The organism is Francisella salina (assembly GCF_000219045.1).
Classification (GTDB): Bacteria; Pseudomonadota; Gammaproteobacteria; order Francisellales; family Francisellaceae; genus Francisella; species Francisella salimarina.
Map to the genome: position 1 here is coordinate 620,810 of NC_015696.1, position 22,144 is coordinate 642,953.

A 22,144-nucleotide genomic window follows, 5' to 3' on the forward strand; every position below is an offset into this window, starting at 1 on the left:
AGGTAAAGTTGTGATCTCAAGACTTTTGTTCTTTATTCTTGGAGTTGTAGTTGTTTTTTTATTAGCTTTTATTTGTAGCTCAGATAGAAAAGCTATCAAATACCGCTCTTTATTTATAATAATGACTGTGCAACTAGTGATGTGTGTGGTTCTACTAGAAACACGTTTTGGTGTTGTTATTATGAATGGTTTTGCTAGTGTTTTTGATTTTCTGATTGATAAGTCTCAAGTTGGCGTAAGATTTGTTTTTGGTAATATTGATACTAATGAGAATAATGGTTTTGTTTTATTTTTAAATGTTTTGATGCCAATAGTCTTTATTTCTGCACTCATTGGTATCTTACAGTACCTTAAGATTCTACCTTTAGTCATTAGAAGTGTTGGGTTTTTATTATCCAAGGTTAGTGGTATGGGTAAGTTAGAATCATTTAATGCTGTAAGTTCAATATCACTTGGGCAAGCAGAGAATTTCTTAGCATATAAAAATATTATTGGACATTTATCTCCGAATGTTTTGTATACAATGGCGGCTACGGCAATGTCAACAGTATCTTTGTCGATATTAGGATCATATATGACTATGATTGATGCAAAATATGTATGTGTGGCAATTATTATGAATATGCTAAGTACTTTTTTTGTACTACATATCATAAACCCCTATGATTATAAAAAAGAGTCTAGTTATGAAGAGTTAGAGGTTGATTATGATACGGACAGTAAAAGAGCTTTTTTTGTAGTATTAGGAGAATACATCCTCGATGGTTTTAAAATAGCTGTTGTAGTTGCGGCAATTTTAATTGGCTTTATGGCTCTAATAGCTACACTAAATTCAGTTTTTGAAAGTATATTAGGTATTTCATTTCAAAACTTATTAGGTTATCTGTTTTATCCATTTGCGTGGGTTCTACATATTCCTGCAAGTGAGCTTTTATTTGCTGGAAAAGTGATGGGTACAAAATTAGTATCAAATGAGTTTGTGGCGATGTTGATGGTTAAAGATAATATGGCTAATTTATCATTACATACTCAGGCGGTTATTTCTGTGTTTCTAGTGTCTTTTGCAAATTTTAGCTCAATTGGGATTGTGGTTGGTACAATATACTCGTTAAGTAAAAGGTCTGGGGAGATAGTGGGTGCTTTTGGTTTAAAAATGCTGTTTGGAGCCACCTTAGTTAGTTTTCTATCAGCAGTAATTGTAGGATTGTTTATATAAAAATTATGTCAAAATTTATAGTTATAGAAGGTCTTGATGGTGCTGGCAAAAGTACAGCTATTGGTATTATTAAGAAATATTTAGACTCTAGATCTTTAGCTACAGTGTATACTCGTGAGCCAGGGGGTACTAAGGTCGCCGAAGAAATAAGAGCTCTAGCACTTAAGGATTGTGAAGAAGAGATGGTCGCTTCGGATACTGAGCTTTTATTGATGTATGCAAGTAGAGTGCAGCATGTTGAAGCTCTAATTAAGCCAGCACTTGAAAGCAATCTTCATGTAGTATCAGATAGGTTCTACTGGTCTAGCATGGCTTATCAAGGTGGTGGCCGAGAGCTTGGTTTTGATAAGTTAAATGCTCTAAATGAGACATTCTTAAAAGATTGTCAGCCTGATTTAACAATATATTTAGATATTGATCCTGCTGTTGGATTGGCTAGAGCAGGTAAAGTAGGTTCTCCTGATAGAATTGAGAAAGCAGGTTTAGCATTTTTTGATAGAACAAGAGCTGTTTTTAAGAGTTTAGTGACAAAAAATAATAATGCCTATGAAATTGATGCTTCTCAGTCTATAGATGTCATCGAAAAAGAAATCTGCACCATTTTGGATAAATATTTTTAGTTTTAAATAAAAATATTTCTAGTAAAATCTTTGTTAGTTGATTTATATAAGAAGATAAAAATTATGAGTGATATTTTAAAAGAAATTGCTAAAAGAAGAACTTTTGCAATTATTTCTCACCCTGATGCGGGTAAGACAACAATTACTGAGAAGATGCTTTTGTTTGGAAATGCTATTAAAACAGCAGGAACAGTAAAAGCTAAAAAAAGTGGTGTGCATGCGACATCTGATTGGATGGAAATGGAAAAAGAAAGAGGGATATCTATCACAACCTCTGTAATGCAGTTTCCTTATAATAATAAAATTGTAAATCTACTTGACACTCCAGGACATGAGGATTTTTCCGAGGATACTTATCGTACATTAACAGCAGTAGATTCAGCATTGATGGTTGTTGATGCTGTTAAGGGTGTAGAAGATCGTACAATTAAGCTTATGAATGTTTGTCGTCTCAGGGATACACCTATTTTGACTTTTATGAATAAATTTGACCGAGATACAAGAGATCCATTAGAGCTTCTGGACGAGGTTGAAGATATTATGAAAATCAAGTGTGCTCCTATGAATTGGCCAATAGGCATGGGTAAATTTTTCAAAGGAGTTTATGATTTGTATGAAGATGAAGTTACTCTTTTTGAAGGAGGGCATGGTCATGAAATTCATCCTTATAAAAAAATTAAAGGTTTAGCTAATGCTAAAAATGAAATTGGTACAGAGCTATTTGATGACTTGGAGATGGAAATAGAACTAGTACGTGGAGCTAGTCACGAGTTTGATCAAGAAGCATTCTTAAAAGGAGAGCTAACACCTGTATATTTTGGAACAGCGTTATCTAACTTTGGTGTAAAAGAGATGATGGATGGTTTTACAGCTTATGCACCTGATCCGCAGCCACGCGAGACAAATGAAAGGCTTGTAAATACAGATGAAGGTAAGTTAACAGGCTTTGTGTTTAAAATACAGGCTAATATGGATGATAAGCATCGCGATAGAATTGCCTTTTTTAGGATATGTTCAGGTAAATATGAGAAAGGAATGAAAATTTATCATGAACGAACAGGCAAAATGATGCAAATATCAAAAGCTTTAACATTCATGGCAGGTGAGCGCGAGCAAGTTGAAGAGGGTTATGCTGGAGATATAATTGGTTTGCATAATCACGGTAGTATTCAGATAGGTGATAGTTTTACTCAAGGCGAGAAGCTTAAGTTTAAAGGTATTCCAAATTTTGCGCCAGAGATTTTTAAGAGAGTTAAGCTGAATGATCCACTCAAGATGAAGGCTTTACAAAAAGGACTGGTGCAACTATCGGAAGAGGGTGCAACTCAAGTCTTTAAGCCAGTGATTTCTAATGATCTTGTACTTGGAGCTGTTGGTATACTTCAGTTTGATGTGGTTGCTCAACGTCTCGCCTCAGAGTATAACGTTAAGTGTTCTTATGAAGGGGTCAATGTATCATTAGCTCGCTGGATTTTTTGTGATGATGAGAAAAAGCTTAATGATTTTAAGAAAAAATATGAGGCTAATCTATCATATGATGGTGCTGGCTATCTTACATATCTTGCGCCAACAGGAGTAAACTTGCACTTAGCGCAGGATAAAAATCCTGATATTATATTTAGTGCTACAAGAGAGCATTAAAATCATATACTTTTTAAGTAAAAAAAATATGCTATAATTTTCAAGTATTTGTTTATAAATTTATATTAGGGTGCTAGATGTTTAAGGGTATCAATAAGATTCTTGCCGCTGGATGTGCGTTGGTTATGGTAGCGCCTGCATTCGCGATGGAGATATATACAGTTAAGTCGAATGACTATCTGTATAAAATAGCAAAAAGCCATTCAGTGAGTGGTGTAAGTACTTCTGAATTAACTGATGCAATAAAGGGCATAAATAAATCTGAGATTCCAGGAATCGTTGATAATAGAATCAAAATTGGTGATAAACTTGCCATTCCTACTACTAAAGGTGAAGTTGAAGATGGTCTAACCTTGACAAGAAATCGGATGATTCAAGGTTCGTATAATCAGCCTTCTTCTAGTAATGATTCATCAAGTACACCTAAGCTTGGCGATCAAACAATGGTTTCAACAGATTCTGAATCTGATAGTTCATCATCCCCCAATGTATTAAGTGAGGATAAGATTCCAACCTTAATACCTGGAGAAGAAAATGCTCACGAAGCATATAAAAGTAATCTAGATAGCCAAATAAGTTCAGCAAATATTCAAGAAAATGAATCATATGAAGAAAGCACATTTTCATTTTTAGGCTCACTATTTAAGTTTATCGTTTATATCGTAGTTTTAGCCGTGGCTGTTATTGTCGGTAGGAGATTTTGGGAAACAAGAAACTCGAAGAAAGAACAGGAGTTAGAAATAATCTCAAGAAAGAAAAGAGATCACCTAATGTCACGTATTTCTCCTGTTGTTTCGGGAAATGAGTTTTATAGTTCTCGAAAGTCTAATAGCGGCCCTCAAGAAGAGTTTGATTTTTTTGATAATGCTAATAAAGTTAATTCTAATAGCCAAAACAAGGCTAGTTCAGAAGACTTTGAGCATGAGCTAAATCAAGATATTTCTGAGAACAATGAATCTGCTGAAATAACTAATAATATATACTCTGAGAGAGATAATGTTGTAGTTAAAACAGAACGAGGAGTTGTATTTGAAACTAATACTGATGAAGCACTTTTAAATGCTGATGATGAATCTAAAATTCAAGAATTAGATTCTCAAGAGCAGGCCGAGCAGGAGCTTCAATATGTAAATGAGCTTGTTGAGCAATTTTTGGATAGTGAGAAGTATGTTGAAGCAAGTATTACTATTCAAGATTCATTAGAGAAGAATCCTAATAATATTGATTTACGTTATAAGCTTTTAGAAGTTTATGCTCAGGCAGGGGATGAAATTGCTTTTGAAGGAGAAGTTCACTTTATAAAGTCTAAAAACATTGTAAGCATGTTTGATCCTTTGCATCAAAAGATAGCAAAGCTTAGAGATAAATATTTTGAGTAGTCGATTTTTATAATAATTTTTCTAGAGTATAACTAAATGTTTTTTAAAAAGAAGAAAGAAGTTCAGTCATCACCTGAAATAGAAAAAGTTCACGAACAAGATAATAAAAAAGGACTATTTTCAAGGCTTCAGTCAGGTCTGTCAAAGACAGCTAGTAAGTTTGGAAGTGGCTTAAGCACCATTCTTATGGGGCAAAAAGTAGTTGATGAAGAGCTGCTAGAAGATATTGAAATGCAACTTTTAACATCTGATGTTGGTGTTGAGGCTACTGACGAAATAGTTGAGTATTTACGTGGGAAAGTAGCAAGAAATGAGCTTCAGACGGCAGATAAGCTTAATGAAATTATTCAGGATAAACTGACAGAAATTATTTTGCCGTGTCAGCAACCATTACAGATTAATCATGAAAATACTCCTTATGTAATACTTATTGTCGGTGTAAATGGTGTAGGTAAAACAACAACTATAGGTAAGCTTACCAAAAAACTACAGTCTGAAGGTAAATCAGTGATATTGGCAGCTGGAGATACTTTCCGTGCAGCAGCTGTTGAGCAGCTTCGAGAATGGGGTGATAGAAATAATACGCAAGTTGTCTATCAAAAAGAAGGAGCTGATAGCGCGTCAGTTATTTATGATGCTATAAGCTCTGCAAAATCTAGAGGTATCGATGTAGTAATAGCAGATACTGCAGGACGTTTGCATAATAAAGATAATCTGATGCAAGAACTAAAAAAAGTTGTTAAGGTAATTAAAAAAGTCGATGATTCTGCACCTCATGAAACAATGCTTGTTGTAGATGCTACAACTGGTGGTAATGCTCTTAGTCAAGCTGAGGCATTTAATGAGATTGTTAACCTAACAGGTATAACAATCACTAAACTTGATGGTACTGCAAAAGGTGGAATAGTCTTCTCAATTGCTAAGAAAATGGGACTACCACTTAGATTTATCGGTGTTGGTGAGAAGATTGACGATCTGCAAGTATTTAATGCAAAAAACTTCACAAGCGCATTGTTTAGCTCTAATTCACAACAGTAATAAGTTTAGTTATTGAAACTTCACATTAGTAGAATATTTTTTGTTAAAATATTGTCTATCTAGTTATATAAAATATTGATTCTAATGTCTAATAAAGACTTTCTTTCAGGGTTAAATCCCCAACAAAAAAAAGCGACCTTGCTAGAGGATCGTAATTCTTTGATACTTGCTGGAGCCGGTAGTGGCAAGACAAAAGTTTTAACTTCTCGTATAGCGTATCTTTGTCGTGATAAAGGAGTATCTGTAGAAAATATTCTAGCTGTAACATTTACAAACAAAGCAGCTAAAGAAATCCAACACCGAGTTGAGAAAATGCTTGGCATTTCAACTTTTGGTATGTGGATAGGTACTTTTCACGGTATTGCTCATAGGTTATTGCGTAAGCATGCTCATGAGTTGGGTCTGGATAAGAACTTTAGAATTCTTGATCAAGATGAGCAGGCTCAATTAATCAAAAAAGTAATTAAGAGTTTGGATCTTGATGATAAAAAATATCCACCAAAATTATTGCAAAATTTTATTAATAAGCAAAAAGATAAGGCTATTCGTAGTAACAAATTAACAAAGCAGTATGACATTAATTATGCTCATATTTATACTGCTTATGAAGAGAGGTTGCTGTTAGATAATGCTTTAGATTTTGCCGACTTACTTTTGTATTTATATGAATTGTTTTCTCTTAACCAACAGCTTAGAGAATACTATCAGAGTTTATTCAGGTATATTTTGATAGACGAGTTTCAGGATACTAACCAAGTCCAATATATGTGGTTGAAGTTACTTGTTACAGATAATAACTACATGATGGCTGTTGGTGATGATGATCAGTCAATATATGGTTGGCGTGGTGCAGTCGTTGATAACATTCACAAATATGTCGCAGATCTAAACGATGTTGAAATCATAAAGTTAGAGCAAAACTATCGTTCAACAAAGAATATTCTTAAAGTAGCTAATTCTGTAATCAAAAATAACGATAATAGAATGTTAAAAGAGCTATGGTCTGCTGCTGAAGATGGCGAAAAAGTTGAAGTATATTGTGCAGTTAATGAGCGTGATGAAGCGAAATATATTATAGATAAAATTCGCCAATTACATGATGGTGGAGTCGATTACTCTGATATAGCAATTTTATATCGTTCAAACTATTTGTCGCGTGTCCTTGAGGAGAGTTGTATTTATGCAAGTATACCTTATAGGATTTATGGAGGTTTTCGTTTCTTTGATCGAGCTGAAGTTAAGGATGCCTTAGCATATTTGAGATTAGCTCTTACAAGTAATGACAACTTAGCATTTGAGAGAATTATTAACACACCAACACGAGGAATTGGCAACAAAACTTTAGATACAATTCGTAATTTCTCACAGATTAATAATGTATCATATTGGCAAGCCACTATAGATATTATCCAGAAAGAAATTGTAACAAAAAGAACCGCGTCTCTTCTGTTGAAGTTTATAGAAATTATAAATGCTATTTCATCACAAATAAAAGACTTAAGTCTAGATAAGCTTCTTGAAACTGTAATCAATGAAAGTGGTTTGTTGGCATCATATCAAGAAAAAGATACTGAAAAAGATCGTCAAAAAATTGATAACTTGAAAGAGTTAATCAGTGCAGCTAAAGATTTTGAACCGCAGATAGAATTACTTGATGATAATACTGATATACTACAAGATTTTTTGTCTTTTGCAGTGCTAGAAGCTGGTGAGATGCAGGCTGATGAAAATACAGATAGTGTTCAGCTAATGACAATACATGCGTCAAAAGGTTTAGAATTTCGCTATGTTTTCTTAGTAGCAGCAGAAGAAGGAGTATTTCCTCCTAACTCGATTATTAATGCTGAAGAGGCATATACTAGTGCAGAATCTAAAAAAATCCAAGAAAAGCTAGCTGAAGAGAGACGTTTATTTTATGTTGCTGTTACAAGAGCTATGAAGGCTCTAACCATTAGCTATGCTCAAGTGCGTAATATCTTTGGTAGAAGTAGTTTCCAAGTTAAATCACGCTTTCTGATGGAAATAGACTCTGAACATGTTAATGAGGGTAAACTAACTGTAAGATCTCAAAATAAACCAAAGTTAAAGCAAAAATCAAACTTTGGTGTATCTCCTTTTGACTTTCTTAAGTCAAATGATAAGAAAGGTAATAAGTTCAAAAAAGGAGATAAGGTGTTTCATAAGGTCTTTGGTAAGGGGGGGGTTGTCAAAGCACAATCTCAAGGTTCAAAAGAGTTTTATACTGTGGACTTTGGTACAGATGTTGGTCAGAAAATACTGTTAGCAGATATTGCAAATTTAGTTAAGCTTTAATATTTTTGACCATGCTTCTCATGATAATGAATGCTAAAGTCAGAACAGTAACAAAAGCAATCGTTATACTTGTACTTGCGTTTATATTAAAATGATCACCACCATCAATAGCTAGTCCAGCACTGAGTTGTCCAATCTCTATTACTAATGTTATAAGCATATTTGTGATTGCAATCCCAACCGCAGCAAAACTTGGAGAGCATATCTTATTAAAGTAATACCACACTAAGACTTGTGATGCTGAAAAAGTGCCGAATAAGAACGCAATACTAATAGCATAATTCTTAAATAAATGAGCATTTATTAGTACGGATATTAGAATAATTCCGACTATTGAAATGGTTATGATTTTTTTTCCACTGAATTTGTTACACATATGTGTCATTATTGGTGAAAAAATAATCCAACCAATGAAAATCGCAGTTATCATGGTTGTTGAATATATACTGTCAAAACCGTAAGACTGCTTGAAATACAGTACACCATATTGTGATGTTAAAATTACTGTTGGTGTATATAGAAGTCCTGCCCACATTGCGTTTTTCCAGATTAAACTATTTTTTATTAGCTGTTTACCTCGTTTTAGTATTTCACTAAACTTTGGCATAAGTGTCGAAGAATATCTTTCTTGTGGGATTATGATTTGAAAAAGCAGTGCTAGGGGCAGGGCTATAACCCCAGAATAGATAAAGATATTTATCCAAGAAGTATCATAGTGAGATATGATGACACTTATGTTTTGAGAAAATGCTGCAGCGAGTGTTCCGAGTGATATAACTAAACTTGTTATTATCGGGAAATATTTTGATTCAAAATTTTCTAAAGTAAGTTTTAGAACACCAATAAAAGCAAATGAAGATCCTAGTCCTACTAGTAATCTACCGAATAGTGCTAATTCGTAACCACCTGAGACAAAAATGATGTTACCAACTCCACAGAGTATAGTGGCACTGATAAGTACTTTCTTACTACCGTATCTATCAAGTAGTATTCCAGCAGGTATTTGCATTAGGAGGTATGTAATATTGTAACTAGATACTAAAAAAGAAAATCCAATATGTGTTGAAAGATTAAAGTGTTCAACTATTTGTTCTTGATAAGCACCTGTCAGTATTCTCAGAAAAAATTCATAGCAATAAAAACTAATTCCTACTACTAATACTAACGATAGTTTAAATTTTTGCATTACCAAATACCTAAAATGAATATTTCTTTAATTTATCTTTTCATTAGCTAAAAGTCTAATTAACTTTTTTTAACATGATCTAATTAGTATTAAATTATGATAATATTGGTTTTAAATATGGAGGTGTCAATTATGAAGAATGTAGTAGCTTTTTCTGTGTTATTTTTATGTTCTTTTTTTGCTTATTCTGATAATAAACTTGATCTAAAAACAGGTAAGTATTACATAACAGCAAATGATGCTTTTTATCGTCCAAGTACAGAGCGTGGAAATGAAGTGATAGATAGGGAAAATGCTTCCGATTTTTTGGTTAATGTTTCTGATAGTGCTATTGATATTACTGATAGCCTTACTTTTGATGCATATACTAGCTCTACTAACCTAATAGCTGAAGGATCTATGGGAGATCTCAAAGATACAAAGTTTTATACCCAGGAAACAAAGTTAGTTAAAAAATTGTGGAATGATAAGTTTGAGCTCTATGGTGGTACTGTGTTAGGAGCTAATCCATATCAGTTAAATAATGTTAATTCTGCATATGATACAGGGTCTCGCATAGCAGCGTTTGCTAGTGGAAGAACAGGTGCTAAATATAATCTATCAGATAACTTTGGGCTTCTCTTAGAAGGGCAATATAACTTAACTGGTGAAATGGCAGATAATACGGATATGTTTACAGGATTCGATGGAGCACAATATAAAGGCTCAAGAATGTTGAAAACAGGATTTGAATGGAATTTCTAAATTAGTTTTTAATGCTATCTAGATAGAGTAGCTAGTTTGGGCTCAAGAGAGATTATTTTATTTACATGTAGAGGGTTTTCTAGCATAATTTTTTAAATAATTAATCTCTATATTTCAAACTATGCAAAAAATTACCAGAGTTGGATTTACGATATGGTTTATATGTGCATTTTTTTATGCACTTGAATTCATAATACGAGCTTCAGGAAATTCACTTTATAATGACTTTTCTACAGCACCATATAACCTAACGCCAGAGCAAATTAGTGTTTTAAGCTCAGCATTTTATTGGGCGTATGTTGCTTCACAACTTCCAGCAGGTATTTTATTAGATAAGTTTGGTGTCAAAAGAATTATGGCAGTCAGCACCTTCATATTTTCTATAGGGGTTTTTATCGCAACTAGAGCGACATCTCCAGAATATCTTATTTTATATAGAGTATTAGCAGGTATTGGTGGAGGATTTGCTTTCTTATCTGCACTAAAAGCGATAGCTATATGGCTTCCTAAAAGAACTTTCCCTCTATTCACGGGGGCGACTCAGATGCTCATGTATGGCGCGGGAACTCTGACTGGATTGCCACTAGTTATTTTGGCCAATAATTTTAGTATCCAAGTTATAATGTCTGGAATTCTTATTGTCTCAGTAGTGTTATTTTTAAGTGTATTGTTTTTTATACCGTTTAAGGAGCCGCATAACCAGACAGATACAGATGAGTTGGCTGATACTCATACAAAGATTGAAGATATTCCAATAGTTTTTAAAATTAAACAAATATTATTAAATGGTTTTTTTTGTTTTACAATTTATGGGACTACAGCTATATTTGCTGATTTGTGGAGCTATAGATTCTTAAGTTTGGATGGATATCCTGAGCACTATGCTGGTTTAGCATCATCTATGATATTTATTGGGATTGCAATTTTTAGTCCTTTATGGGGAGTTGTAGCAACGTTGTTAAACAAACAAAAAGCCTTACTTACATGGGCTTCAATTTTTGGTTTGTTTATCGTTGTGGCTGTTGTGTACCTACATGTTAATCCAATAATTATGTGTATATTGTGCGTGCTATGGGGTGGGATGCAAGCAGCTCACGTGCTTAATTTTACAATTTTGCGCCAACACATCAGTCCAATGTATATAGCTACTGGTATCGCGGCAGTCAATTTATTTATACCTTTAAGTGGTGCTGTGCTTCAGCCATTTGTTGGATATATGGTTTCATCTTTGGAGAATTATGGTTTTGCGCAACTAGAGGCGTTTAAATATTCATTATTCATTTTACCAGTATTAATGTTTTTATCTGTGTTGCTGTCTCTTTTTATTAAAGAGAAAAAAGCATAAAATATTTATTTAGAAATTTGTAGTTTTTTTACTTATGGAGTTTTTTTATGTCAAAAGAATTTATATTAGCAGTAGACCAGGGGACCACTAGTTCTCGTGCTATTATCTTTGATAAGCAAGGTAATATTAAAAAGATAGCGCAAAAAGAATTTACTCAAATTTACCCAAAGAATGGTTGGGTAGAGCATGACCCTATGGAAATTTGGGCATCGCAAAGTAGTATTGTTAGAGAAGCTCTAGAGTATGCTAGAGTTTCTCCGCGAGATATAGCTGCAATAGGTATTACTAACCAAAGGGAAACCACAGTAGTTTGGGATAAGAATACAGGCCAGCCAGTTTATAATGCTATAGTTTGGCAGTGCCGAAGAACATCTCATATCTGTGATGAAATCAATAAAGATAAAGAATTTACTAATTATATTCGTAAAAATACAGGTCTTGTGGTCGACGCATATTTCTCCGGTACAAAAGTTAAGTGGATACTTGATAACGTAGATGGTGCTAGGGGAAAAGCAGAAAAAGGAGATTTACTTTTTGGAACAATCGATACTTGGTTAATCTGGAATTTAACTAAAGGTGAAGTTCACGCTACTGACTTTTCAAATGCTTCAAGAACAATGTTATTCAATATCAATACACTTGAATGGGACAAAAAAATTCTAGAGTATTTAGATATTCCTGTATCAATGCTACCAGAGGTTAGATCTTCAAGTGGCGATTTTGGGCACACTCATCCAAGTACTTTGGGCGGCGCTAGAATTCCAATAGCTGGTGTGGCAGGTGACCAGCAGTCAGCTTTATTTGGTCATTGCTGTTTTGAGGAAGGTATGGCGAAAAACACTTATGGTACAGGGTGCTTTGCTTTAATGAATGTTGGTGATAAACCTGTGTTTTCTGATGCAGGGCTCCTTACGACTATTGCTTGGGCTGAGAATGGTAAGCCAACTTATGCTCTTGAAGGTAGTGTATTTATCGCGGGAGCAGTTATTCAATGGATTCGTGATGGTCTAGGTCTTGTACGCTCTGCTGAAGATAGTGAGTACTATGCTACAAAAATTGATTCAACGGATGGTGTTTATTTGGTCCCAGCTTTTGTTGGTCTCGGTACGCCATACTGGGATATGTATGCTCGAGGGACTATTGTTGGTATTACTCGTGATACTAGGCGGGAGCATATCATAAGGGCAGCACTTGAGGCTATAGCTTACCAGGCAAAAGATGTTTTAGATTGTATGAAAGAAGGCACGGGTCTTGATTTAGCAGGGCTTCGAGTAGATGGTGGAGCGGTTCAAAATAATTTTCTAATGCAGTTCCAGTCAGATATACTACAATCAAAGATTTCCAAGCCTAAAATTAATGAGATTACAGGTTTGGGGGCTGTGTTCTTAGCGGGTCTATCTGTAGGTTTTTGGAAAGATAAAGAAGAATTGAAATCTATTCTCACAACAGAGAAGACTTTTGAGCCACAAAAAGACCCTCAAACAGTAGCCCATGATTATAAGGGTTGGAAAAAAGCAGTAGATAGAAGTAAGGCTTGGGCTGAGTAATATTAGCAAATTTTGTGGTTGCTCTGTAAGAGTGGCGATTTTTTAGATATAAAGATTTGAAAAAAATAAATGAAAAACGAATACGATATAATAGTTATAGGTGGTGGTGCAACTGGGTTTGGTTGCGCTGTAGAGGCGGTTTCTAGAGGCTACAAAACTTTGCTTTTAGAAGCCTATGATTTTGGTAAAGGTACATCTTCAAAGTCAACTAAGTTGATTCATGGTGGCCTGAGATACCTTGAGAATTTTGATTTTGCTTTAGTGAAGGAAGGGCTTGAGGAAAGATATTCATTCTTACACAATGCTCCACACTTGACTCATAAGCAGTCTTATCTTATTCCAACTCGTAGTTATTTTGAGACTATTAAATATACAATTGGTGTGAAGCTATATGAGTTTTTATCAGGTAAGTATAAGATTGGCAAAAGCTATAATCTAAATAAACAGCAAACATTGGCAGAGCTACCAAATATTGATGATTCGAAATTGCTGAAAAGTTTAGTTTATTATGATGGTCAGTTTGATGATACTAGATTACTGATCTCATTGATGAAAACTTTTGAGGCAAAAGGTGGTACAGCTCTTAATTATCATAAGGTTGAGAAGGTCTTTAGCCCTACAAATTCAAAATTAGATACTGTAAAAGTGGTTGATACTCTGTCAGGCGAGCAAAAAGAATTTACAGCTAAACATATAGTGAATGCTACAGGGACATTTACAGATAAAACTATTGATATCGCAAATCAGCAAGATTCTCATAAATATGTATCGGTTGCTCAAGGTACACATATAGTCTTTGATAGAGAAAAGTTTCCGACAGAGCATGCAATTTTAATTCCAGAAACAGAAGATGGTCGAGTGTTATTTATATTGCCTTGGCATAATCATTTAATCGTTGGTACTACAGATATCAAAAAAGAAGCTCCAAGTATTGAGCCAAGAGCTGAGAAGTCTGAGATTGATTTTATCCTAGAGACATTTAACCAGTATGCTAAAACTAAAGCTACAGTAGCAGATATCAAGTCTGTCTATTGTGGCCAAAGACCATTGGTGTCGCCAAAGAATGCTAAAAATACAGCAAAAATTTCGCGTAAGCATGAGGTTGTAGAGTCAAAAGATGGCTTAATCACAGTTGTTGGTGGTAAGTGGACAATCTTTAGAAGGATGGGGCAGGATGTTATAGATTTTATCGAGACTAAAAAAATTGCTCAAAAGACTTCCAAGACTTCTAATGAGTTACTTGTTGACGCTATTGAACCAAAAGATGCTTATCCACTAAAGGTTTATGGTAAAAATGCTGAAGATATTAAAGCAATCCAGACAGAGCTTGATAATTTTGAGTTGTTACATGATGATTTACCATATTATCAGGCAGAGGTTGTTTATCATGTTAGAGCTGAGAAGGCTCAAACTGTTGAGGATGTTTTAGCTCGCCGAACTAGAGCAGCCTTTTTAGATATTAAGGCTAGTATCGATGCAGCCCCAGTTGTTACTAAACTTATGGCAGAAGAGTTGGATAAAGATGAAGCTTGGCAAAATCAGCAAATTGATAGCTTTATGGAATTTTCTAAGAACTTTAATGTTGATGAGTTGTATAGTTAAGGGTTATTTATGTTAGAAGCGTGCATAGCTGAATTTATCGGCACAATGATTTTGATACTGCTGGGAAATGGTGTGGTTGCCGGAGTTGTTTTAAAAGGCACTAAGTCAGAGAATGGTGGTTGGATTGTTATCACATTCGCTTGGGGTTTGGCAGTGTTTTTGGGCGTGTTGGTTGCTGGCCCTATTAGTGGAGCTCACTTAAATCCAGTTGTTACATTAGCACTTGCTATTGCCGGTAAGTTCTCATGGGGGTGGGTTGTACCATTTGTTATTTCACAGATATTAGGTGCTATGGTTGGTCAGCTTCTAGTGTGGACTATGTATTATCCACACTACTCAGCTACTGATAATACTGACTTGAAATTAGCTACTCATTGTACATCACCAGCTATTAAGCATTTACCCTCAAACTTTGCTAGTGAGGTTATTGCTACTTTTGTACTTATTTTTGCAATTTTAACAATGCATGGTGTGGTTGCTCATGCTGGTGAGGCTAGTGTGACTACGGCTTATCCGATAGATATGGGAGCTTTAGGGGGAATTCCTGTAGCCTTTGTAGTTATTGCAATTGGTTTGTCACTTGGTGGTACAACTGGTTATGCTATAAATCCTGCTAGGGATTTTGGACCTAGATTGTTTCATGCTATCATGCCAATACAGGGCAAGGGCTCTTCACAGTGGAGTTATGCGTGGGTACCAATAGTTGGCCCGGTGCTGGGAAGTGTCATTGCTACAGGTTTATATTTATTTCTGAGAACAAAAGGAGTTTTCTAATAAAATGTGTGAGATGATTTATTTACCATTGTTAGCTGATGATATTCTGAGGTTATTTATTTCACTTATGCTATTTTTATGCTGTGCAATTTTAAGTTATATTTTTGCAAAGAAAAAGCCTTGGGATGCAGCCTTTTGGATTTGTTTTTCAATATCTTTGTTAGCTATGGGTGGTTTTGGATATGTTGCGCATCGTATATATTTAGAGAATACTTTTTCTTATGATGGATTTATTTCTGGTGCTGCTTTTATTACGGTATGTGGACTCTTGTTTTCAAAAAAAAGATATCATGACTTTAATGATAGTGTTTTTAGTAGAGATGCTCCAATACTATTTGCAACATTTTTTGTTTTTGCACTTATATACATATCTACAATTAAATATAATTTTGAGTGTGTAGAAACATTCGAGTATTTCTTTATAGATGCTTTGCAGATAGTTATGTATCCATTATTGCTGTTGTTTGCAATATCAGCTTTTTTATATAGATTTTCTATATGCTTATCTGTTTTTGCTATAAGTATGGCATTATTTGTTGTGGAGAATGTGATTTTTATATTGAACACTTTGATGGGGAGAGTAAATCATCTCGAAGCTTTTGAGGAGGTTTTGTTTGCCTCAATATCAATAGTCCTTAGTTGCGCTGCTATTTTTATGCTTGCCAGTGCTAAAAAAACATATATGGAGAATAAAAAGAAATGTTTGATCAGATAGGTGTTGGAGGATCATTTTGGATGAACCTAATTATTTCAGTTTTAATTTTAGGTATAGGTTTTTGGATATCTAAATATATAAAAAAAGTAGTTTACCACTTACTTGAGGAGTATGATAAGACGGTATCACAATTTTTATCAAGCGTTGTGTATACCATTTTCTTAGTTTTAGTGGTGGTTATTGCACTAGCGAAGCTTGGAGTGCCTATATCGCCTGTTACAGGAGTTTTAACAGGGATCGTTTTTGGTATTTCTATGTCTCTTAAGACATCTTATAATATTGTGGCATCCGGGATTATGCTGGCGTTTAGTAAGCCTTTTGAGATAGGTGAGAAGGTGGACTTGGGTGGTGTAAAAGGTCAAGTTAAATCGATCGGTTTCCTGTATACAAAACTAAATGATGAAGCTGGTAATGAAATTGTTATGCCAAATAATCTAATTCTTTCTAGGATTATTACGAGGTTTTCCGAGTCAGAAAATAAATAATGCAAAAAAACTTTCTCAATTCTGAAAATTATTTATATTTGCCGAATGGGCAGAAAATAATTCTTAATCAACAGCAAATAGAAGCCATTCGCATTATAAAAGAATTTATTGCGAGTAGGGAGTCTTATTTTTTACTCTCAGGTTTTGCAGGTACAGGCAAAACTACTGTGGTCAAAAAGATTTTGGATGAATACCCCAAAAGAGCAATAGTTTCTGCACCAACTCGTAAGGCAAATGCTGTTATTTCACAATCAACTACTAGGCAGGGTTATACTATTCATTCTTTACTTGGTTTGCAGCCTGATATAAATCTTGCTGACTTCAATCCGAATGAACCTGTCTTTGGACAAATTAATAAGGCGAGTATCAAAAATTATGACTTAATAATAATTGATGAAGCTAGTATGATAAATAAATCACTATTTGAGCTTATTGATTCAGAAATTACTAAATCATTATCATCTAAGGTTATATTTTTGGGCGATAAAGCACAAATACCACCAGTTGGCGATCAGGTTAGTCCAATTTTTCAATTAGAGAATAGATGTGAACTTACTCAACTTATGCGACAAGCAGATAGCAACCCACTAGTAGAATTAAGTCAGCAACTAAGAGACGTTAGTGAAGAGCTACCTTATTTTTTGAATAAAAAAGAAACTGTCTTGAATAAAGAGAATGAGGGTGTACTCTTTGTTAACTCAAATGATGAGTTTAGAGAGCAAATAAAAAAAGTTTTTGGGTCATCTTATGCAAAGACTGATTTGAATTATGCTAAGTTAATAGCTTGGCGCAATAAGACAGTCATGTTGGCGAATAGGATAATCAGGGACTTGGTGTTTGGAGAAGGCGCTGACTTAATTGAGAAAGGTGATGTTTTAATTGGCTATCGAGCCATAAAAGCTAATTCTAAAGAATCTTTCTTGATAAATAATTGTGTTGATTATAAGGTGGTTGAGGTATCAAAAAAGCAAAAAAATATGAATGGCCTTGTGGGATATAGTGTAAAGGTGCATGAAAAAGCAAAAATTTATAAGGGTTTTGATGAAAAAAGTATTTTCATAATAGATTCAGGTGATACTTGTAATTTAAATCAGTATGCTGAGATACATGATAACTTACTAGATATTGCTAGAAGCGATAGGATGTGGTCAACGTATTATGAGTTTCGTAAAAATAACTTATTAATGATTGATGTTGAAAGATATTCTGATGGTAGTTTAAGGCCCAAGAATAGTATAATAAAAAAAGACTTGGATTATGGCTTTGCTGTTACGGCTCATAAAGCACAAGGGTCGACTTATAAAAAGGTATTTGTGCTTTTAAAAGATATTTCATTAAATAAGAATTTTATAGAAAGAAATCAAATACTTTATGTGGCAATGACAAGAGCGCAAAAAATGTGTGTGGTTTTATAAAAAACGATATAATAACTTTACATTTACACCTACGCATAGTAATATAACCTTAGTTTTTTGTTAGATGAGTTGTTGGCGTAAAGCAAAATGCAAATTATCATAAAAAAGCTTGATTTTTAGTCAAATAAACTTTATAGTTATCTAAAAGTTTTAGGGGAGGGATTCCCGAGCGGCCAAAGGGATCAGACTGTAAATCTGACGGCTCAGCCTTCGCAGGTTCGAATCCTGCTCCCTCCACCATGCGGGTGTAGTTCAATGGTAGAACTTCGGCCTTCCAAGCCGATAGTGTGGGTTCGATTCCCATCACCCGCTCCACCTAAATCTAATTTATAATAAAATATTAATAAGCTCGCATGGCTCAGTTGGTAGAGCACTCCCTTGGTAAGGGAGAGGTCACCAGTTCAAGTCTGGTTGTGAGCACCATATTTAAACTATTGTTTTTTGTTGAAAAAAAATGGAGCATGAAAATGGCTAAAGAAAAATTTGAACGTTTGAAGCCGCACGTAAACGTAGGTACTATTGGTCACGTTGACCATGGTAAGACTACTCTTACTGCTGCGATCACTAAAGTTATGGCTGAGAAAAATGGTTCTGCAGCTAAGAACTTTGATGAAATTGATAACGCACCAGAAGAGAAAGCGCGTGGTATAACTATTAATACTTCTCACGTTGAGTATGAGTCTCCAAATAGACACTATGCTCACGTTGACTGTCCAGGACACGCGGACTACGTTAAGAATATGATTACTGGTGCTGCTCAGATGGACGGCGCTATCCTAGTATGTTCTGCAGCTGATGGTCCTATGCCACAGACTCGTGAGCACATTCTACTTTCGCGTCAGGTTGGTGTACCAAAGATCGTTGTTTTCTTAAACAAGTGTGACATGGTAGATGACGAAGAATTGTTAGAGCTAGTTGAAATGGAAGTTCGTGAGCTTCTAGATCAGTACGAGTTTCCTGGTGATGATACTCCAGTTGTTATGGGTTCTGCTCTTAAAGCTATCGAAGGTGAAGAGCAGTACGTTGAGAAAATTGTTGAGCTTGTACAGGCTATGGATGACTACATTCCTGCACCTGAGCGTGATACAGAGAAGCCGTTCATTCTTCCAATTGAAGATGTGTTCTCAATCTCAGGTCGTGGTACAGTTGTAACTGGCCGTGTTGAGCGTGGTGTTATTAACGTTGGTGATGAAGTTGAAGTTGTTGGTATTCGTCCAACTCAAAAGACTACAGTAACAGGTGTTGAAATGTTCCGTAAGCTTCTTGATAGAGGAGAGGCTGGTGATAACGTTGGTATCCTAGTTCGTGGTCTTAAGAGAGACGACGTTGAGCGTGGTCAAGTATTGTGTAAGCCAGGTTCAATTAAGCCTCATACTAAGTTTGAAGCTGAAGTATATGTTCTTTCTAAAGAAGAAGGTGGTAGACATACTCCATTCTTCAAAGGATATAGACCACAGTTCTACTTCCGTACTACAGACATTACTGGTGCTGTTGAGTTGCCAGAAGGTGTTGAAATGGTAATGCCTGGTGATAATGTTAAGATGACTATCACTTTAATCAACCCAATCGCTATGGACGAAGGTCTACGTTTTGCTATCCGTGAAGGTGGTAGAACAGTTGGTGCTGGTGTTGTTGCTAAAATTATCGAATAATAGGTGATTTAACAAAAATATAGGTCAGTAGTTCAATTGGTAGAGCAGCGGTCTCCAAAACCGCAAGTTGGGGGTTCGAGTCCCTCCTGGCCTGCCACATAATTAAGGCGGTGTTGTATAAATTGCAACTCCGCCTTTTTTATTTCTTGATATTGTCTATTTGCTATGGTATTTTATTGCCTACGTTTATAATTTCTCTAATTAAAAATACTCTTTTTAAGAAAAAGGATGTCTTGTGAAAAAGAATCAAGGTTTTAATGATAAGGTTTGGATAAGTGGTGCCACGAAGACCACAGAAGTTAAAAAGATTTCTAAGTCTAGTAGTGCGTTGTTGTGGTTGGTGGCTGTAGCGATAGTGGTTGCTGGTGTTGCTGTTACTATGTATTCTGATGTTTTAGGTTCAAGCTACAGTTCGTATAACACTTCTTTGGCTGTAGTGGTGGTTCTGGCTGCATTAGTGGTCGCAAGATTTACAAATCAGGGTCGTCGTTTTTGGGCTTTTTTCCAAGCATCTAAGCTTGAATTAGCGAAAGTCGTATGGCCTACGCGAAAAGAAACTATGACAATATCAGCTATGGTTATAGTTGTAGTTATAATTTTTGCACTAATTATATCTTTATTTGGTGTTATATTTGAGAATTTTATTCAGTATTTTCTGGGTTAATAAAAGGATATTGGTATGCTTTGGTATGTTGTGCAGGTGCACTCAGGTTATGAAAAAAGAGTTAAAACTCAGCTGGAAGAAAATATAGAAATAGCAGGCTTGAAAGAGAATTTTGGTAGAATACTTGTGCCGACTGAAAATGTTGTTGAGATGAGGGGCGGGCAGAAACGTAAAAGTGAAAGAAAATATTTTCCTGGATATGTTTTGATTGAAGCTAATTTGACAACAGAAGCTTGGGATATTATTAAAGCAGTTCCTAGAGTTTTAACAGTTGTTGGTTCAAGAGGGAAGCCTATTCCTCTTAGTAAGCCTGAGGTTGAAAGAATCCTAGGTTTTGTGGAAGGAAATGCTTCTGCCGTTGAGCCAAGATTGAGAAAAACGTACCATGTTGGTGAGGTTGTTAGGGTTTTAGAAGGACCGTTTAATGACTTTACGGGTGTTATTGAAGAAGTTAACTATGAAAAGTCAAGATTGAGGGTTGCGGTATCTATTTTTGGTAGATCTACTCCTGTTGAGCTTGAGTTTTCACAAGTTGAAAAAGAGTCTTAGTAGTATTTACTAAGATGATAGGGAGCTTATATTTTCATATAAGTGCTATTAACCTAAATTTGGAGAATAAAAATGGCTAAGAAAAAAATAGAAGCTATTATTAAGTTGCAAGTTGCAGCTGGCAAGGCAAACCCTAGTCCACCAATTGGTCCTGCGTTGGGTCAGCATGGTGTTAATATTATGGGTTTTTGTAAAGAGTTTAATGCTAAGACACAAGGTATGGAACCTGGTATGCCAATACCTGTAGAAATATCTGTATATAGTGATCGTAGCTTTACATTTGAGATGAAGACGCCACCAGCTTCTTATCTGATCAAGAAAGCTATTAAAGTTAAGTCTGGTTCATCAAACCCTTCAAAAGACTTTATTGGTACTATTACTCGTGAGCAGTTAGAAGAAATTGCTAAGGTTAAGGATCCTGATTTAACAGCTGCAGATGTTGATGCTGCTGTAAGAATTATTGCAGGTTCTGCACGTAGTATGGGTGTAAAAGTAGAAGGGGTTGAATAATGGCTAAAATTTCAAAAAGAATGAAAGAGATCTCGGCTAAAGTAGACGCTGAGAAAAAATATCCTGTATCAGAGGCTTTTGATATCTTAAGAGATGTTTCTTCTGTTAAGTTTGTTGAGTCAGTTGATGTTTCTGTGGCTTTAGGGGTAGATCCTCGTAAATCTGATCAGGTCGTCAGAGGTGCTTCAGTTCTTCCTAATGGTACTGGTAAAACTGTGAGAGTGGCGGTTTTTGCTAAAGGCCCTGCTGCAGATGCTGCGAAAGCTGCTGGTGCTGATATTGTTGGTATGGAAGATTTGGCTGATGAAGTGAAAAAAGGTAATATGGACTTTGATGTTGTTATTGCTTCTCCTGATTCCATGAGAGTTGTGGGTCAGTTAGGTCAAATACTTGGTCCAAAAGGACTTATGCCTAACCCTAAGGTTGGTACTGTAACTATGGATGTTGCCAAAGCTGTAACAGATGCTAAAGCAGGTCAAGTTAGATACAGAGTTGATAAAGCTGGTATAATTCATACTACGATTGGTAAAGTAAACTTTACTACTGATGCTTTAACACAAAACTTAGAGCAGCTTTTAGCTGATCTTAAAAAAGCAAAACCAGCAGTATCAAAAGGTATTTATCTGAAGAAAGTTTCTGTATCTAGCACAATGGGTCCAGGAATAAGTGTTGACTTTTCGGATTTAAATATATAATATACTGCTTTGCAATTTCTTTGGGTTGTATGAAAATACAACGATCAAAGACCG

Annotated in this window: 20 protein-coding genes and 4 tRNA genes; 23 read left to right on the forward strand and 1 reads right to left on the reverse strand. The window is 35.2% G+C overall.

Going from position 1 to position 22,144, the window contains the following annotated elements:
* Positions 1–10: 10 nt before the first annotated feature.
* The 6 genes from F7308_RS03085 (at position 11) to F7308_RS03110 (ending at position 8,207) form a co-directional block, all read left to right on the forward strand.
* Positions 11–1,216 carry a NupC/NupG family nucleoside CNT transporter gene (locus tag F7308_RS03085; protein ID WP_013922391.1) on the forward strand — a complete coding sequence of 402 codons (1,206 nt, stop codon included), beginning with the start codon at positions 11–13 and terminating at the stop codon, positions 1,214–1,216.
* 2 nt (positions 1,217–1,218) lie between these two features.
* Positions 1,219–1,836 (forward strand): dTMP kinase, encoded by a 618-nt coding sequence (tmk, locus tag F7308_RS03090; RefSeq protein WP_198006058.1) that lies wholly within the window; start codon positions 1,219–1,221, stop codon positions 1,834–1,836.
* Positions 1,837–1,899: 63 nt separating this feature from the next.
* Complete coding sequence (locus F7308_RS03095) at positions 1,900–3,477, forward strand: peptide chain release factor 3 (RefSeq protein ID WP_013922393.1); 1,578 nt, start codon at positions 1,900–1,902, stop codon at positions 3,475–3,477.
* Between the two features lie 77 nt (positions 3,478–3,554).
* Positions 3,555–4,856 (forward strand): LysM peptidoglycan-binding domain-containing protein, encoded by a 1,302-nt coding sequence (locus F7308_RS03100; RefSeq protein ID WP_041263623.1) that lies wholly within the window; start codon positions 3,555–3,557, stop codon positions 4,854–4,856.
* A gap of 36 nt (positions 4,857–4,892) precedes the next feature.
* Positions 4,893–5,894: a signal recognition particle-docking protein FtsY gene (ftsY, locus tag F7308_RS03105; protein ID WP_013922395.1), complete on the forward strand. Its 1,002-nt coding sequence runs from the start codon at positions 4,893–4,895 to the stop codon at positions 5,892–5,894.
* Positions 5,895–5,978: 84 nt separating this feature from the next.
* The gene (locus F7308_RS03110; RefSeq protein ID WP_013922396.1) at positions 5,979–8,207 is read left to right on the forward strand and encodes a UvrD-helicase domain-containing protein; all 2,229 of its coding nucleotides are present in this window, start codon (positions 5,979–5,981) and stop codon (positions 8,205–8,207) included.
* Here F7308_RS03110 and F7308_RS03115 read toward each other — a convergent pair.
* Entirely contained in the window at positions 8,197–9,393 is a 1,197-nt protein-coding gene (locus tag F7308_RS03115) for an MFS transporter (protein WP_013922397.1), read from the reverse strand. The genes F7308_RS03110 and F7308_RS03115 overlap by 11 nt on opposite strands.
* 132 nt (positions 9,394–9,525) lie before the next feature.
* Between F7308_RS03115 and F7308_RS03120 the strand changes: the two genes are divergently transcribed.
* The 17 genes from F7308_RS03120 (at position 9,526) to rplA (ending at position 22,090) form a co-directional block, all read left to right on the forward strand.
* Positions 9,526–10,137, forward strand: coding sequence for a hypothetical protein (locus F7308_RS03120; protein ID WP_013922398.1), 612 nt, complete (start codon positions 9,526–9,528; stop codon positions 10,135–10,137).
* A gap of 121 nt (positions 10,138–10,258) precedes the next feature.
* A complete protein-coding gene (locus F7308_RS03125) occupies positions 10,259–11,482 on the forward strand; it encodes an MFS transporter (RefSeq protein ID WP_013922399.1) in 1,224 nt (407 codons plus the stop codon).
* 47 nt (positions 11,483–11,529) lie between these two features.
* Positions 11,530–13,029: a glycerol kinase GlpK gene (gene glpK, locus F7308_RS03130; protein ID WP_013922400.1), complete on the forward strand. Its 1,500-nt coding sequence runs from the start codon at positions 11,530–11,532 to the stop codon at positions 13,027–13,029.
* A gap of 69 nt (positions 13,030–13,098) precedes the next feature.
* Positions 13,099–14,631: a glycerol-3-phosphate dehydrogenase/oxidase gene (locus F7308_RS03135; RefSeq protein WP_013922401.1), complete on the forward strand. Its 1,533-nt coding sequence runs from the start codon at positions 13,099–13,101 to the stop codon at positions 14,629–14,631.
* Between the two features lie 9 nt (positions 14,632–14,640).
* Entirely contained in the window at positions 14,641–15,405 is a 765-nt protein-coding gene (locus F7308_RS03140; RefSeq protein WP_013922402.1) for an MIP/aquaporin family protein, read from the forward strand.
* 4 nt (positions 15,406–15,409) lie between these two features.
* Complete coding sequence (locus tag F7308_RS03145) at positions 15,410–16,120, forward strand: hypothetical protein (RefSeq protein WP_013922403.1); 711 nt, start codon at positions 15,410–15,412, stop codon at positions 16,118–16,120.
* Positions 16,105–16,605 (forward strand): mechanosensitive ion channel family protein, encoded by a 501-nt coding sequence (locus F7308_RS03150; protein WP_013922404.1) that lies wholly within the window; start codon positions 16,105–16,107, stop codon positions 16,603–16,605. Before F7308_RS03145 ends, F7308_RS03150 begins: the two co-directional genes overlap by 16 nt.
* Positions 16,605–18,020, forward strand: coding sequence for an ATP-dependent DNA helicase (locus F7308_RS03155; RefSeq protein ID WP_013922405.1), 1,416 nt, complete (start codon positions 16,605–16,607; stop codon positions 18,018–18,020). Before F7308_RS03150 ends, F7308_RS03155 begins: the two co-directional genes overlap by 1 nt.
* A 155-nt stretch (positions 18,021–18,175) precedes the next feature.
* Positions 18,176–18,260 (forward strand) — tRNA-Tyr (locus F7308_RS03160).
* A gap of 1 nt (position 18,261) precedes the next feature.
* Positions 18,262–18,335 (forward strand) — tRNA-Gly (locus F7308_RS03165).
* 32 nt (positions 18,336–18,367) lie between these two features.
* Positions 18,368–18,443, forward strand: a tRNA-Thr gene (locus tag F7308_RS03170).
* Between the two features lie 44 nt (positions 18,444–18,487).
* Positions 18,488–19,672 carry an elongation factor Tu gene (gene tuf, locus F7308_RS03175; protein WP_013922406.1) on the forward strand — a complete coding sequence of 395 codons (1,185 nt, stop codon included), beginning with the start codon at positions 18,488–18,490 and terminating at the stop codon, positions 19,670–19,672.
* 21 nt (positions 19,673–19,693) lie between these two features.
* Positions 19,694–19,769, forward strand: a tRNA-Trp gene (locus tag F7308_RS03180).
* Between the two features lie 138 nt (positions 19,770–19,907).
* Entirely contained in the window at positions 19,908–20,336 is a 429-nt protein-coding gene (secE, locus tag F7308_RS03185; RefSeq protein WP_013922407.1) for a preprotein translocase subunit SecE, read from the forward strand.
* A 15-nt stretch (positions 20,337–20,351) separates the two neighbouring features.
* Positions 20,352–20,885 (forward strand): transcription termination/antitermination protein NusG, encoded by a 534-nt coding sequence (nusG, locus tag F7308_RS03190; RefSeq protein ID WP_013922408.1) that lies wholly within the window; start codon positions 20,352–20,354, stop codon positions 20,883–20,885.
* Positions 20,886–20,957: 72 nt separating this feature from the next.
* Entirely contained in the window at positions 20,958–21,395 is a 438-nt protein-coding gene (rplK, locus tag F7308_RS03195) for a 50S ribosomal protein L11 (RefSeq protein ID WP_013922409.1), read from the forward strand.
* Positions 21,395–22,090, forward strand: a complete 696-nt coding sequence (gene rplA / locus F7308_RS03200; RefSeq protein ID WP_013922410.1) for a 50S ribosomal protein L1 — start codon at positions 21,395–21,397, stop codon at positions 22,088–22,090. The genes rplK and rplA overlap by 1 nt, the downstream gene beginning before the upstream one ends.
* The last annotated feature ends 54 nt before the right edge of the window (positions 22,091–22,144 follow it).

Excerpts from the sequence above, each read along its gene's own strand:
- F7308_RS03095 (WP_013922393.1), top strand. The coding sequence starts at position 1,900 with ATGAGTGATATTTTAAAAGAAATTGCTAAAAGAAGAACTTTTGCAATT.
- F7308_RS03100 (WP_041263623.1), top strand. The coding sequence starts at position 3,555 with ATGTTTAAGGGTATCAATAAGATTCTTGCCGCTGGATGTGCGTTGGTT.
- ftsY (WP_013922395.1), top strand. The coding sequence starts at position 4,893 with ATGTTTTTTAAAAAGAAGAAAGAAGTTCAGTCATCACCTGAAATAGAA.
- F7308_RS03110 (WP_013922396.1), top strand. The coding sequence starts at position 5,979 with ATGTCTAATAAAGACTTTCTTTCAGGGTTAAATCCCCAACAAAAAAAA.
- F7308_RS03115 (WP_013922397.1), bottom strand. The coding sequence starts at position 9,393 with ATGCAAAAATTTAAACTATCGTTAGTATTAGTAGTAGGAATTAGTTTT.
- F7308_RS03120 (WP_013922398.1), top strand. The coding sequence starts at position 9,526 with ATGAAGAATGTAGTAGCTTTTTCTGTGTTATTTTTATGTTCTTTTTTT.
- F7308_RS03125 (WP_013922399.1), top strand. The coding sequence starts at position 10,259 with ATGCAAAAAATTACCAGAGTTGGATTTACGATATGGTTTATATGTGCA.
- glpK (WP_013922400.1), top strand. The coding sequence starts at position 11,530 with ATGTCAAAAGAATTTATATTAGCAGTAGACCAGGGGACCACTAGTTCT.
- F7308_RS03135 (WP_013922401.1), top strand. The coding sequence starts at position 13,099 with ATGAAAAACGAATACGATATAATAGTTATAGGTGGTGGTGCAACTGGG.
- F7308_RS03140 (WP_013922402.1), top strand. The coding sequence starts at position 14,641 with ATGTTAGAAGCGTGCATAGCTGAATTTATCGGCACAATGATTTTGATA.
- F7308_RS03145 (WP_013922403.1), top strand. The coding sequence starts at position 15,410 with ATGTGTGAGATGATTTATTTACCATTGTTAGCTGATGATATTCTGAGG.
- F7308_RS03150 (WP_013922404.1), top strand. The coding sequence starts at position 16,105 with ATGTTTGATCAGATAGGTGTTGGAGGATCATTTTGGATGAACCTAATT.
- F7308_RS03155 (WP_013922405.1), top strand. The coding sequence starts at position 16,605 with ATGCAAAAAAACTTTCTCAATTCTGAAAATTATTTATATTTGCCGAAT.
- tuf (WP_013922406.1), top strand. The coding sequence starts at position 18,488 with ATGGCTAAAGAAAAATTTGAACGTTTGAAGCCGCACGTAAACGTAGGT.
- nusG (WP_013922408.1), top strand. The coding sequence starts at position 20,352 with ATGCTTTGGTATGTTGTGCAGGTGCACTCAGGTTATGAAAAAAGAGTT.
- rplK (WP_013922409.1), top strand. The coding sequence starts at position 20,958 with ATGGCTAAGAAAAAAATAGAAGCTATTATTAAGTTGCAAGTTGCAGCT.
- rplA (WP_013922410.1), top strand. The coding sequence starts at position 21,395 with ATGGCTAAAATTTCAAAAAGAATGAAAGAGATCTCGGCTAAAGTAGAC.